General features: G+C 75.0%; 14 protein-coding genes. 12 read left to right on the top strand and 2 right to left on the bottom strand.

Features of this window, described 5'->3' with window-relative positions:
- Nucleotides 1–34: 34 nt before the first annotated feature.
- A complete protein-coding gene (locus tag ACRYR2_RS00065) occupies nucleotides 35–574 on the bottom strand; it encodes a GNAT family N-acetyltransferase (protein WP_432560768.1) in 540 nt (179 codons plus the stop codon).
- Complete coding sequence (locus ACRYR2_RS00070; RefSeq protein WP_432560769.1) at nucleotides 571–4575, bottom strand: FtsK/SpoIIIE domain-containing protein; 4005 nt, start codon at nucleotides 4573–4575, stop codon at nucleotides 571–573. Before ACRYR2_RS00070 ends, ACRYR2_RS00065 begins: the two co-directional genes overlap by 4 nt.
- 145 nt (nucleotides 4576–4720) lie before the next feature.
- On the opposite strand from ACRYR2_RS00070, the gene ACRYR2_RS00075 reads away from it, so the two are divergent.
- The 12 genes from ACRYR2_RS00075 (at nucleotide 4721) to smpB (ending at nucleotide 13121) form a co-directional block, all read left to right on the top strand.
- Nucleotides 4721–5953 (top strand): CpaF family protein, encoded by a 1233-nt coding sequence (locus tag ACRYR2_RS00075; RefSeq protein ID WP_432560770.1) that lies wholly within the window; start codon nucleotides 4721–4723, stop codon nucleotides 5951–5953.
- On the top strand, nucleotides 5950–6804 hold the full coding sequence (locus tag ACRYR2_RS00080) for a type II secretion system F family protein (protein ID WP_432560771.1): 855 nt from the start codon (nucleotides 5950–5952) through the stop codon (nucleotides 6802–6804). The genes ACRYR2_RS00075 and ACRYR2_RS00080 overlap by 4 nt, the downstream gene beginning before the upstream one ends.
- On the top strand, nucleotides 6801–7691 hold the full coding sequence (locus ACRYR2_RS00085) for a type II secretion system F family protein (protein WP_432560772.1): 891 nt from the start codon (nucleotides 6801–6803) through the stop codon (nucleotides 7689–7691). The genes ACRYR2_RS00080 and ACRYR2_RS00085 overlap by 4 nt, the downstream gene beginning before the upstream one ends.
- A 7-nt stretch (nucleotides 7692–7698) precedes the next feature.
- The gene (locus tag ACRYR2_RS00090; protein WP_432560773.1) at nucleotides 7699–7890 is read left to right on the top strand and encodes a hypothetical protein; all 192 of its coding nucleotides are present in this window, start codon (nucleotides 7699–7701) and stop codon (nucleotides 7888–7890) included.
- On the top strand, nucleotides 7887–8288 hold the full coding sequence (locus ACRYR2_RS00095) for a TadE/TadG family type IV pilus assembly protein (RefSeq protein ID WP_432560774.1): 402 nt from the start codon (nucleotides 7887–7889) through the stop codon (nucleotides 8286–8288). The genes ACRYR2_RS00090 and ACRYR2_RS00095 overlap by 4 nt, the downstream gene beginning before the upstream one ends.
- On the top strand, nucleotides 8285–8692 hold the full coding sequence (locus ACRYR2_RS00100; protein ID WP_432560775.1) for a pilus assembly protein: 408 nt from the start codon (nucleotides 8285–8287) through the stop codon (nucleotides 8690–8692). Before ACRYR2_RS00095 ends, ACRYR2_RS00100 begins: the two co-directional genes overlap by 4 nt.
- Nucleotides 8689–9111: a pilus assembly protein TadG-related protein gene (locus tag ACRYR2_RS00105; RefSeq protein WP_432560776.1), complete on the top strand. Its 423-nt coding sequence runs from the start codon at nucleotides 8689–8691 to the stop codon at nucleotides 9109–9111. The genes ACRYR2_RS00100 and ACRYR2_RS00105 overlap by 4 nt, the downstream gene beginning before the upstream one ends.
- Before the next feature lie 10 nt (nucleotides 9112–9121).
- The gene (locus tag ACRYR2_RS00110; RefSeq protein ID WP_432560777.1) at nucleotides 9122–9808 is read left to right on the top strand and encodes an SDR family NAD(P)-dependent oxidoreductase; all 687 of its coding nucleotides are present in this window, start codon (nucleotides 9122–9124) and stop codon (nucleotides 9806–9808) included.
- 11 nt (nucleotides 9809–9819) lie between these two features.
- Nucleotides 9820–10926 (top strand): peptide chain release factor 2, encoded by a 1107-nt coding sequence (prfB, locus tag ACRYR2_RS00115; protein WP_432560778.1) that lies wholly within the window; start codon nucleotides 9820–9822, stop codon nucleotides 10924–10926.
- Between the two features lie 58 nt (nucleotides 10927–10984).
- The gene (gene ftsE, locus ACRYR2_RS00120) at nucleotides 10985–11674 is read left to right on the top strand and encodes a cell division ATP-binding protein FtsE (protein ID WP_432560779.1); all 690 of its coding nucleotides are present in this window, start codon (nucleotides 10985–10987) and stop codon (nucleotides 11672–11674) included.
- A complete protein-coding gene (gene ftsX, locus ACRYR2_RS00125) occupies nucleotides 11674–12579 on the top strand; it encodes a permease-like cell division protein FtsX (protein ID WP_432560780.1) in 906 nt (301 codons plus the stop codon). Before ftsE ends, ftsX begins: the two co-directional genes overlap by 1 nt.
- Nucleotides 12580–12650: 71 nt before the next feature.
- Nucleotides 12651–13121, top strand: a complete 471-nt coding sequence (gene smpB, locus ACRYR2_RS00130) for an SsrA-binding protein SmpB (protein WP_432560781.1) — start codon at nucleotides 12651–12653, stop codon at nucleotides 13119–13121.
- Nucleotides 13122–13171: the final 50 nt, after the last annotated feature.

A 13171-nucleotide genomic window follows, 5' to 3' on the forward strand; every position in this document is an offset into this window, starting at 1 on the left:
CAGAAGCTCAGCGTAGACGTTTGGATACCGTAGGTCACAGCGCGTTCCCGTCCGCCGCAAGGGCCGGCAGCCGCTCCCCGTCGACCCGCCAGACCGTCCACCCGTCCTCGGGGCGAGCGCCGAGCGCACGGTAGAACGCGTGGGCCGAGGTGTTCCAGTCCAGCACCCAGAACTCCAGCCGCCCGAAGCCGCGCTCGGCGCAGATCCGCCCGAGTTCGCCGAAGAACGCCCGGCCGATGCCCTTGCGCCGGTGCGCCGGACGGACGAAGAGGTCCTCCAGCCACAGACCCTGCCGCCCCTGCCAGGTCGAGAAGGTCGTGTACCACAAGGCCATCCCGGCGACCTCGAGCCCGTCGTCGCCCGCCACCTCCGCCAGGACGCACCCGATCCCGGTCCCCGGCGCCAGCGCGCGGGCGAAGTCCCCCGCGGTGGCCGTCGCCGCCTCGGGCTCGCGTTCGAACTGCGCCAGCTCCCGGACCATCTCGGCGATCACCGGCCCGTCGGCGGGCGTGGCGGCGCGCAGTCCCACGCCGGGCGGGGAGTCGGGTCCCACGGTGGGTGCGGTGTTGCTCACCGGGCCACCGTAGGGCTCGCGACCCGCACGCTGGTCCAGTGCCCGTCCCGGACGACGAAGCCGGCCCCCGGTCCCGGCCCGGGACCGGGCACCGGCCGACGGGAGAGCACCTCGGCCGGCACCCGTTCGCCCCGGCCGAGCAGCACCGTGGTCCGGGCCAGCGCGCGGGCACCGGCGGCCAGTCCCCGGAAGGCGCCCACGACCTCGGCGCCGTCCCCGGCGACCACCACCCCTGCTCGCGTGCTCCGGCCGAGCCCCTCCAGGACGGCCTCCTCGACCCCGGGCGGCAGCGGACGGCCGACGTCGTCGACCAGCAGCAGGCCGTCGGCGGACAGCGCCGACCGGACGGCGGGCGGATCGGCGTCCCGCACCCACAGCACGGGCCGGCCGTCGCGGTGGGCGGCCTGCGCCAGGGTGCGCAGAGCCGTCGTGCGGCCGCTGCCCGCCGGGCCGCACACGAGCAGGACGGGGCAGACCTCCACGCGGACGATCCCGCCGTCGTCGCCGCCGCGCCCCAGCGTCAGGCCCTCCGGACCCGCCGCGGGCAGGTCGGGCACGACTCCGGGCAGCGCGGCCACCCCCAGGCGGGCGGGCCTGCTCGACGGGGTGGCCGGCCCCGGTGCGGCGACCTGCACCTCGTCGGCGAACCCGTCGACCACGAGCAGACCGCGCCCGGCCACGGCCCGGCGCGGGAGCTGCGCGGGGCGGACCCCCACCAGGGCCGCATCGGTGCGGTCGGCCAGTCGCAGCAGCACGACCGCGCCGGCCGTCGCGGCCACCGGCCCCGTCAGCGTCTGCCGGTCGCCGGCGACCACGACCCGCACCCCGGCCGCGGACCCCTCGCGCAGCAGCCGCAGCAGGGCGTCGGTGCCGACGGCGGGATCGGCCGCGGTCAACGCCGCGGCCCACGCCTCCCAGCCGTCGACGACGAGGAGCAGGTACCCCGCCTGCGCGCCGGTGGTCCGCGCCGCCCGTCGCCGGTCGACCTCCTCCTGCAGCCGCTCCAGCAACCGGCCGGCGCGCCAGACCTCCTGCCGGCCGACGACCGAACCGGTCGCACCCGTCCCGGCCAGGTCACCCAGCCCGCCCCCGGCGTCCAGCACGTGCACCTCGACGCCCACCCCGCCGCCCACCCCGCCGCCCACCCCGCCGCCCACCCCGCCGCCCACCTCGGTGTCCGCCTCCCCGGGCAGCTCGGCGGCCGCGGTCACGATGCGCCGCAGCAACGTCGTCCGCCCGCTGCGGACCCCGCCGACGACGAGCAGGTGCGACCCCGCGGCCAGGTCCCAGCCGGCGACGCCACGGCACTGCCGGTCGGGCAGGTCGAGCAACCCCCACCCGAGGACGGTCCGCGCCGGGCGGGCCGCCACGTCGGCCGCGGGTACCTCGGAGGGCAGCGGCGGCAGCCAGGGCCGCGGGGGCAGGGCCCGGCCACGGGCGGCCTCACGCACCGTGGCCACGAGCGGGGCGAGGTCGTCGGCGCTCTCGGGTTCCTCCGCCGCACCGGGACGCCGCACCCGCACACCGGCCACCCGCAGCGGTCCGCGCAGACGCGCGGTCTGGAACAGCTGCAGACCGGACGTGCTGCGCCGCACCAGGGCCCGGCCCGGCACGGTGAAACCCGCCGGGCGCGCGTCCGCCACCACGTCCTCGGCGTCGGCCCGGTCCTGCACCCGCAAGGCGATCCGCAGGTCGGTGTTGGCGCGGATCTCCGGGCTCACCACGCCCGCCGGCCGCTGGGTCGCCAGGACCAGGTGCACTCCCAGCGACCGCCCGACCGAGGCCAACCGGACCAGACCGTCGACGAACTCGGGAACCTCCTGCGACAGGACGCGGAACTCGTCGACGACGACCACCAGCCGGGCCAGGGCGCCCACGGGCAGGTCCCGCACGTCGGCGACCCCCTCGGCCGCCAGGACGCGTTCGCGCCGGGCGACCTCGGCGCGCAGGCTGCGCAGCACCCGCGTCGCCAGCTGGTCGTCGAGGTCGGTCACCAGTCCCGCGACGTGCGGCAGCCGGGCGCACTGCCCGAACGCCGCCCCACCCTTGTAGTCGACCAGCACGAACTGCAGCGCCTCCGGCGGTGCCGCCACCGCGAGGGAGGTCACGAGGGTCTGCAGCAGCACCGACTTGCCCGACCCCGTCGTCCCGGCCAGCAGCGTGTGCGGACCGTCGCCCACGAGGTCGACCGTGCAGGGACCGGAACCGTCGGCGCCCAGGACGGCGGGCAACCCCGGTGGCGGGGTCCGCCACCGCAGCGCCACGTCGTGGGCGACCAACCCCTCGGGGGCCAGCAGGTCCAGCAGCCGCACGTCCTCGGGCACGGCGGCGGCTGCTCCGGCACCGGCGTCCCGCAACGGGGCCAGGGCGCGGGCGAAGCGCTCGGCCCACGCCTCCTCGACCCGGTCCGGGCGCACGGCCAGCGTGCCGTCGGGGGAGCGGACGCGCACCGGCCGGGCGCCGACGTCCACCACCGTGCGGCACTCGGCGGGCAGTTCGGCCACCTCCTGCGCCAGGCACACGGTGTGCACGCCGACCGCGGGACCGTCCCGCAGCAGCTCGGCCGTGCGCGGATCGGTCCGCCAGCGGCCCACCGGGTCCAGCAGGACGACCACGGCCGGGCCCTCGGCGGCACCGTCCCGGCGGCGCTCGCGGCGACGGCGCAGCTCGGCCACCGGCCGGTGCAGCGGATCCCCCGCGGGAACGGTCTCGTGGTGCGGCAGCCACCGCGCCCAGTCCCACTGCGGACCGCCGACCGCCAGCACCCTGACCTGGGCCGGCGACTGCCGCCCGGCCAGCTGGGCCAGCAGGTACCGCGCCGAGCCCAGCACGGCCTCGCGCGGGCCGGCGAGCCCGACCGGCCCGGCGGGCAGGGCCACCGTCACCGGGGCGTCGTGCAGGAGGGCCGGAACCGGCTCGGGGCCCTCCGCGCGCACCGAGGAGGTGGTGGCGGGCAGGCTGCCCAGGCCCACCCGGCACACCAGGTGGTCGGGATCGCCGGCGGAGCGGGCGAAGACCCGCTCACCGCGCTCGAGGACGTCGGCCAGCAGGGTCGCCGCGTCGGGGTGCAGGTCGTGGGCGAACCGGTGCTCGGCCGCCAGCGCCGCCCGGTGCTGCGCGAGGACCTCGGCCCGGGCCTGCCCGACCTCGCGGTCGCGCCGGGCGACCGCCGCTGCGTGCCGCCGCCGCTGCGACCACCACTGCCCCCCGACCAGGACCGGGGAGGCCAGGCCCAGCAGCAGCGAGAACGGCGTCCACAGCAGGGCCAGGACGCCGGCCACGGCGATCGGCACGAGCAGGGCGAGCAGCGGCAGGTGCGGAGGTTCGGGATCGTTCTCGCGCACCGGCCAGCGCAGGTGCTCCGCGACCGGTGGGAGCAGCAGCCGCGGTGGGCGGTTCAGCAGCAGCCCGCCGTGCCCGTCGGGCGTCACGACGGCCGGGCGCACGGGCTCCGGAGCGATCCGCAGGACCGAGTCACCGACCGCCACGAGACCTGCCGGACGGACCTCGACGGCGCCGACCGCCGGTGTCCGGTCGTTCGCCTGCAGCAACGCCGTGCCGTTCAGCGAGCCGCGGTCGCGCACGGTGACGCGGCCGTCGGGGTGGACGGTGAGTTCGGCGTGCCGGCGGGAGACCGACGGGTCGTCCAGGGGGAACGTGGTGTCGTCCTCGACGCGCCCGGGCTGTCGTCGTCCCACCCGGTGCCGGCCGACGCCCAGCCGCCGGTGGTCCCCGGCCTGCGGGCCGGCGACGAGGAACACCCCGGTCCCACCGGCTCCCTCCGCCTCCTCCGCCGGGGGCAGCCGGAACCCGGCGACCAGGGGAGGAACACCGAGCACGGCGCTCGCCAACGGTCTCCCCCGGTGCGACCAGTCCCGGTCCCAACCGTCCGGCCACGGCCCCGTCACGGCTTCGAGCTGCCGGCGGACCTGCGACAACGGGGTCCCGGCGGGAGCGTCGATCTCCACGTCGGTCCCCAGCACGGTCATCCGGAACGGCACTGCGGGATCGTGCCCCGGTGGGGCGGTCCACCCGTCCGTCGTCCACAGGAACACCCGGCGGACCGGAGTTTTCCACATCACCCGAACGCCACACGACCTCCTTCGCCTACCGTCTCGGCACCAGCGCAGACATCGGAGGTGGAACGTGGACGCGGTACGACGGGTCGAGGACGAGGTGCGCACCCAGGTGCGCCGGCGCATCGCCGCGGGCGGTTTCCGCGGTGAACCCGCCGAACTGCGTTCCCTCGTCGACGCCGTCGTCCTCGACTACGACCTGCGTTCGCTCGACGGTTCGCTGCCGGGCCTGCCCGACCGCGAGGCGGCCGTGCGCGAGGTCGTCGCCGCGGTGTCCGGATTCGGTCCGCTGCAACGGTACTTCGACGACCCCGAGGTCGAGGAGATCTGGATCAACGAACCCGGCAAGGTGTTCGTGGCCCGCGCCGGGGTTCCCGAACTCACCACGACGATCCTCGACGAGGACACCGTCGCCGAACTCGTCGAGCGCATGCTCGCCAGCACCGGCCGCCGGGTCGACCTGTCCAGCCCGTTCGTCGACGCCGCCCTGCCGGACGGTTCACGCGTGCACGTCGTCATCCCCGACGTCACCCGGCGGCACTGGGCGGTCAACGTGCGCCGGTTCGTGGCCCGCGCACGCCGGCTCGAGGACCTCGTCGACCTGGGGTCGCTGACGGAACCGGTTGCGCGTTTCCTCGCCGCCGCGGTCGCCTCGGGGTTGAACGTCCTGGTCTCGGGGGCGACGCAGGCGGGCAAGACCACGCTGCTGAACTGCCTGCTGGCCGCGGTGCCGGCCAACCAGCGGATCATCACCTGCGAGGAGGTCTTCGAACTGCAGGTGCACGCCCGCGACGTCGTGGCGATGCAGTGCCGGCAACCCAACCTGGAGGGGCGCGGGGAGATCCCGTTGCGCCGGCTGGTCAAGGAGGCGCTGCGGATGCGCCCGGACCGGCTGGTGGTGGGGGAGGTCCGGCAGGCCGAGTCCCTGGACCTGCTCATCGCGTTGAACTCCGGCCTGCCCGGCGCGGCGACGGTCCACGCGAACTCCGCGGCCGACGCGGTCGCCAAGATGTGCACGCTGCCGTTGCTGGCGGGTGAGAACGTCACGAGCGGTTTCGTCGTGCCGGCCGTCGCCTCGAGCCTGGACCTGGTGGTCCACGCCGAACTGGACCCCGGCGGCCACCGCCGGGTCCGCGAGGTCCTCGCGGTGACCGGCCGCTGCGAGGGCGGGGTCGTCGAGACGGCCGTGCTGTGGACCACGCGGGAGGGAACCCTGGTCCGGGCCGCGGGCTGGCCGCCGCACCGCGACCGGTTCGCGCGCGCGGGTTTCGACCTCGCCGCGCTGCTGAGCGGTGCCGCGTGAACGGGATCGCCACCGGGGCGTTGCTGGGCGTCGGCGTGTTCTGCCTGTGGTGGTCCTGCTGGGAACGGCCCGCACCGGCGGACCGCCCGCGCCGGCGGTGGATCCGCCCGCTGCTGGACGCCGCCGGTCTGGGCGACGTCCCCACGGCGGTGCTGCCGGTGGGGTGCGTGCTCGCGGCCGTGGTGGCGGCCGTCGTGGTCACCGCGGTCACCGGGGTCGTGGTGCTGGGAGCCGGCGCCGCGGTGGCCGCCGCCACCGCGCCCGTCTCGCTGCTGCGCCACCGGGTGGCACGGCGGCAGGCCGAGTCCGCCGCGCAGTGGCCCGACGCCGTCGACGCCCTGGCGGCCGCCGTGCGCGCCGGGGCCTCGCTGCCCGAGGCGGTGTGCGGGCTGGCCACCCGCGGCCCGCAGCAGTTGCGGCCGGCGTTCGCCCGGTTCGCCGCCGGTCACCGCGCCAGCGGCGCCTTCGACGCCGAGCTGCAGCACCTGCGCGCCGAACTGGCCGATCCCGTCTTCGACCGGCTGGCCGCCACGTTGCGGATGACCCGGCAGGTCGGCGGCAGCGACCTCGGCGCGACGCTGCGCACGCTGTCGGGCTACCTGCGCGAGGACCGCCGCACCCGCGGGGAACTGCTGGCCCGGCAGAGCTGGACGGTCTCGGCCGCCCGGCTGGCCGTCGCCGCGCCCTGGGTGGTGCTGGGACTGCTCGCGACCCGGCCGGGAACGCTGGACGCCTACGGGGACGCGACCGGAGCGGTGGTCCTGGCCGTCGGGGCGGTCGTGTCCGTGGGGTCCTACCGGGTGATGGTGCGGCTGGGACGGCTGCCCGAACCCCGGCGGGTGCTGTCGTGAGCGGCGCCCTGCTCGGCCTGCTGCTCGGTGCGGGGTGCCTGCTCGTCCTCGCCGGGTGCCCGGTGCGGCGCAGCCCGAGCCTGGCCGCCCGCGTCGTTCCCCACCTGGAGCCGGCGCGCCGGCCCCGGTCCCAGGAGCTGCTGCGGGCCGTGGGGACGGCGGTCGGCGCCCGGCTGGGGTCGGGGCGTGCGGTCGCCGAGCGGCTCGCGGTGCTCGACCCCACCGGCGAGGCCACCGGCGAGGCCACCGGCGAGGCCACGGAGGACCTCGCCGGGTACCGCGCCCGGCAGGTGCTGTGGTCGTGCGCCGGAACGGCGGCGGCGCTGGCGGTGGTGACGGTGGCCGGGGCGAACCCGGTGGCCGTCGCGGCGGCGATGGTGGTCGGCGCGATCGCCGGGGCGCTGGTCCGTGACGAACTGCTCGCCCGCCGGGTCCGGCGACGCCGCGGCGAGGTCGTCGCCGACCTGCCGGCCGTCGTCGAACTCCTGGCGCTGTCGGTGGCGGCGGGGGAGAACGTCGGGGCGGCCCTGGAACGGGTCGCGGCCGGGAGCGGCCCGTTGTGCGCGGGGTTGCGGGGTGCGCTGGGCCGGGTGCGCACGGGAACCCCGCTGCTGGACGCGCTGAGCGACCTCGCCGGGCGGTGGCAGGTCGCCCCGTTCAGCCGGTTCGTCGACGGGATCGCCGTCGCGGTGGAGGCGGGCAGCCCGCTCGCCGAGGTCCTGCGCGCCCAGGCCGCCGACGCCCGTGACGCCGAGCACCGGCGGCTGGTGGAGACCGGTGGCCGGCAGGAGGTGCGGATGATGGTTCCCGTCGTCTTCGGTGTCCTGCCGGTCACGGTGCTGTTCGCGGTCTACCCGGGTCTGGTCCAGATGCAGTTGGGGAACTAGGAGGAACATGATGATGACGTTGCTGCGCAACAGGATCGCGAGCGCCGAGGGCGACGAGGGCGATCGGGGGGACGTGCCCGGATGGGTTCTGGTGACCATCATGACGGCCGGCCTGGTCGTCGGGTTGTGGGCGGTGGCCGGGCCCCGGCTGCAGGCCCTGTTCACCTCCGCGATGGACGCGGTCGTCGGGCAGTTGTGACGACCGGCCTGCGCCGGGACGAGGGGTCGGCGGTCGCGGAGTTCGCCGCCGTCGCGGGACTGCTGTCGCTGCTGTTCGCGGCCGTGGTGCAGCTGGCCGTCGTCCAGCACGTGCGCGCCACGGCCGCCGACGCCGCGGGGGAGGGGGCCCGGTTCGGCGCGTTGCGCGGGAACTCCGCGCACGACGGCGCCCAGCGGACCCGTGAACTCATCGCGGGGTCGCTGTCGCCGCGGTTCGCCGGCGACGTCAGCGCGAGCGTGGTCGGCCTCGGCGACCGGGACGAGGGCGGGACGGTCGTGGAGGTGCGGGTCCGGGCGCCGCTGCCGGTGCTGGGGTTCCTCGGCGTCGGTCGCTCGCTGGACGTGCAGGGGCACGCGGTGGTGGAGGAGGTGCCGTGAGGGACGAGGGGAGCGCGCCGGTGGAGTTCCTCGCCGTCGGGGTGCTGCTGCTCGTGCCCGTCGCCTACCTCGTGCTGACGCTGGGCCGCATCCAGGCCGCGACGTTCGCCGCCGAGTCCGGCGCGCGGGAGGCCGCGCGCGTCCTGGCCGGCGCGGGCGGGCAGGACCGGGCCGAGCTGGCGGTCGCCCTGGCGGTCGGCGACCAGGACCTGCCCGCGCGGGGCGCGTCCCTGACCGTCGACTGCTCGGCCGACCCGTGCCGCACCCCCGAGGCCGAGATCGCCGCCACCGTGCGGATCGACGTCGCCCTGCCGCTCGTCCCGGCCGTCCTCGGCGACGTCGTCCCGCTGCAGGTGCCCGTCACCGTGACCCGGGTGGCCGTCGTCGACCGGTTCGGCCGGTGACGCGCGACGACGAGGGCCGCATCGCCCTGCTGTCCCTGGCCTTCGGGCTGCTGGCGATGGTCCTCGTGCTGGTCGTCGTCTCGGCCTCGGCCGTGCACCTGCAGCGCAAGCGGCTGTTCGCCCTGGCCGACGCGGCCGCGGCGGACGCGGCCGACGCCCTCGACGAGGGCGCCTACTACTCCGCCGGGACGGTGCTGCTCACCGACGGCAGCGTCCGCGCCAGCGCGGCCGGCTACCTCGAGCGGCACGCCGACCTGCCCGGTGTCGTGGTGGGGGAGGGGACCGGCAGCGCCGACGGGCGGGTGGCGCAGGTCGAGTTCGTCGTGCAGGTCGAGCCGCCGTTCACCGCCTTCGTGCCCGCGCAGTTCGCCCGGGTGCGGATCGTGGCCCGCTCCTCCGCGGTCGCCGACCTGCGCTGAGCGTGCCAGCGTGCAGCACGTGGAGCTGAACGGCGCCGGGATCCTCGTGACGGGGGCGAGCGGGGGGCTGGGCCGCCCGGTCCTCGAGCTGCTGGCGGCGGCCGGTGCCCGGCTCGTCGTCAGCGGCCGCGACGCCGGCCGGCTGCGGGAGCTGCCCGGTCACCCCGTCGCCGCCGACCTGCGCCTGCCCGGCGAGCCCGAACGCCTCGTGGCGCAGGCGGCCGGGCACCTCGGCCGCCTCGACGGCCTGGTCCACGCCGCCGGGGTCGTGGCCTTCGGCCCGGCCGAGCAGGCCGACGACGACCTGCTCGACGAGCTGTTCCTGGCCGACGCCATCGGGCCGATCCGGTTGCTGCGCGCCGCCCTGCCCCACCTGCGGGCGGGCCGGGACCCGTTCGCCGTGCTGATCTCGGCCGTGGTCGCCGAGCGCCCCCAGCCGGGGATGGCGGCCTACAGCGCCGCCAAGGCCGCCCTCAGCGCCTTCACCCTCGCCACCGCCCGGGAGGAACGCCGGGGCGTGCGGGTCGTCGACGTCCGGCCACCGCACACCGGGACCGGGCTGGCCGGGCGCCCCGTCGCCGGGACGTCGCCGCGGCTGCCCGCCGGGCTGGAGCCCGACGCGGTCGCGAGGAGGATCGTGCGGGCGATCACGGACGGCGAGCGTGACGTGCCTGCCGCGGCGTTCGCCCCGACGTAGACTGGTCCGTCGTGGCCACCGACTTCCCCGCCGAGATCTCCGCCCTCCGCACGACGTACGCGTCCATCCGGGAGGTGTCCGACCTCGACGGGCTGCGCACGGAACTGGCCGACCTCAACGAGCAGGCCGCCGCGCCGGACCTGTGGGACGACCCCGAGAGCGCCCAGGGCGTGACGAGCCGGCTGTCGGCCGTGCAGGCCGAGCTGGACCGCATCGAGAAGATGGGCGGTCGCATCGACGACCTCGAGGTCCTCGTCGAGCTGGCCGAGTCCGAGGGCGACGCCGACTCCCTGGCCGAGGCCGAGGGCGAGCTGGTCGCGATCAAGAAGTCGCTGGAGGAGCTCGAGGTCCGCACCCTGCTGTCCGGGGAGTACGACGGCCGTGAGGCGCTGGTGACCATCCGCGCCGAGGCCGGTGGCGTCGACGCCGCCGACTTCGCCCAGATGCTGCTGCGCATGTACACGCGCTGGGCCGAGCGCCGCAACTACAAGGTCGAGCTGTACGACACCTCCTACGCCGAGGAGGCGGGCATCAAGTCCGCGACCTTCAAGGTCGGTGCGCCGTACGCCTACGGGACGCTGTCGGTCGAGCAGGGCACCCACCGCCTGGTGCGCATCTCGCCGTTCGACAACCAGGGCCGCCGCCAGACCTCCTTCGCCGGCGTGGAGGTGCTGCCCGTCGTGGCCGAGACCGACCACATCGAGATCCCCGAGAACGACGTCCGCGTCGACGTCTACCGCTCCTCGGGCCCGGGGGGGCAGTCGGTCAACACCACCGACTCGGCCGTCCGCCTCACGCACATCCCCACCGGCATCGTCGTGACCTGCCAGAACGAGAAGTCGCAGCTGCAGAACAAGGCCGCGGCCATGCGCGTCCTGCAGGCCAAGCTGCTGGAGAAGGCCCGCCAGGACCGGCAGGCCGAGCTCGACGCCCTCAAGGGCGAGGACTCCGGCTCGTGGGGCAACCAGATGCGCTCCTACGTGCTGCAGCCGTACAAGATGGTCAAGGACCTGCGCACCAACTTCGAGGTCGGCAACACCGACGGCGTCTTCGACGGCGACATCGACAGCTTCCTCGAGGCCGGCATCCGCTGGCGCCGCCAGCGCGAGGCGAGCTGAGACTCACCGTGCGCCCCAGTGCGCCTACGCAGAGCAACCCGACCTTAGGGTGGAAGTGATGATCACCTTCGAGCACGTCAGCAAGTCGTACGGCGAGGGGCACCGCCCTGCGCTCGCCGAGGTGACCCTCCAGATCGACAAGGGCGACTTCGTCTTCCTCGTCGGGCCGTCGGGCTCGGGCAAGTCGACCTTCCTGCGGCTGGTCCTGAAGGAGGAGAAGGCCTCCGGCGGGTCGGTCCAGGTCAACGGGCGCGACGTCGGCCGGCTGCGCAGCTGGAAGGTGCCGCAGCTGCGCCGCCAGATCGGCGTCGTCTTCCAGGACTTCCGGCTGCTGGCCGACAAGAGCGTCTACGAGAACGTCGCCTTCGCGCTGCAGGTGCTCGGCAAGCCCCGCCACGTCATCGCCCAGACCGTCCCGGAGACCCTGGGGCTGGTCGGGCTGGACGGCAAGGAGAAGCGCCGGCCGCACGAGCTGTCCGGTGGTGAGCAGCAGCGGGTCGCGATCGCCCGCGCGTTCGTCAACCGGCCCGCGATCCTGCTGGCCGACGAACCGACCGGGAACCTCGACCCCGAGACCAGCGTCGGCATCATGAAACTGCTCGACCGCATCAACCGCACGGGGACCACCATCGTCATGGCCACGCACGACGACGACATCGTCGACCAGATGCGCAAGCGCGTCGTCGAACTGCGCGACGGCCGCGTCGTGCGCGACGAGGACCGCGGCGTGTACGGATCGGGTCGCTGATGCGCATCGGTTTCGTCGCCGGCGAGATGTTCGCCGGGTTGCGCCGCAACTTCACGATGACCCTCGCGGTCGTGCTCGTGACCATGGTGTCGCTGTTCTTCTTCGGCGCCGGCCTGCTCGTGCAGAAGCAGGTCGACATCCTCAAGGGCGACTGGTACGACCGCGTCCAGGTCTCGATCTTCTTGTGCGGCAGCGAGTCTCCCAGCGAGAACTGCCCGGGTGGGTCCATCTCCGACGAGCAGCGCAACACGCTGCGCGACGCGCTGAACGCCGAGCCGCTGGTGGACGAGGTGTTCTACGAGTCCCAGCAGGAGGCGTACCAGAACTTCCTGGAGATGTACGACACCTCCTTCACCGCGAACGTCACCCCCGACCAGCTGCCGGAGTCGTTCCGCCTGCGGCTGACCGACCCCGCGCAGTACCAGCAGGTCAGCGAGCAGTTCGCGACCTACCCCGGGGTCGAGGAGGTGCCCGACCAGCGGGCGATCCTCGAGCCGCTGTTCACCGTGCTCAACGTCGCCACCCAGATCGCGCTCGGCCTCGCCGCGCTCATGCTGCTGTGCTCGATGATGCTCGTGTCCACCACCATCCGGCTCACCGCCTTCAGCCGGCGCCGCGAGACGACGATCATGCGGCTGGTCGGTGCCTCCCGGGCGCTCATCCAGCTGCCGTTCGTCCTCGAAGGGGTCGTGGCCAGCCTCGTCGGCGGGATCCTGGCCTCCGGGGCGCTGTGGGCGATGGTGAACTTCGGCGTCTCGCGGCTGCAGTCCCGTCCGGGCTTCACCACGCGGCTCATCGACACGACCGACGTGCTGACCCAGACCGGCCCGATCATCGTGGCCGTCGGTGTGGTGTTCGCGATCATCGCCTCGCTGTTCAGCCTTCGCCGTTGGCTGAAGGTCTGAGAACCGCGGTGCGGTCCGGGTGCTCCGGCGCCTAGACTCGAGTGCCCACCACAGCTTCGAGGAGGACCGACGTGCCGCGCGAGACCGGTCGCAAGGTGATCGCCAGCAACCGCAAGGCGCGTCACGACTACTTCATCGACGACACCTACGAGGCCGGCATCAGCCTCATGGGCACCGAGGTCAAGGCCCTGCGGATGGGGCGGGCCTCCCTGGTCGACGGGTTCGCCCACATCGACCGCGGGGAGATGTGGCTCGAGGGCGTGCACATCCCCGAGTACGTCCAGGGCACCTGGACCAACCACACCCCGCGCCGCAAGCGCAAGCTGCTGCTGCACCGCGTCGAGATCGACAAGTGGGCCGGCAAGGTCCGCGAGTCCGGGCTGACGATCGTGCCGCTGCAGCTGTACTTCCTCGACGGCAAGGTCAAGGTCGAGATCGGCCTGGCGCGAGGCAAGAAGAACTACGACAAGCGGCACGCGCTGCGCGAACGGCAGGACAAGCGCGAGGCCGAGCGCGCGATGTCCTACCGACAGGACCGCTGAGCCGCGACGTTCTGCTGATGCGCGAGCCGGGTGGGCGCGCTGTGATCGGA

The sequence above is a fragment of the Kineococcus deserti genome (genome assembly GCF_050871945.1).
GTDB lineage: Bacteria > Actinomycetota > Actinomycetes > Actinomycetales > Kineococcaceae > Kineococcus.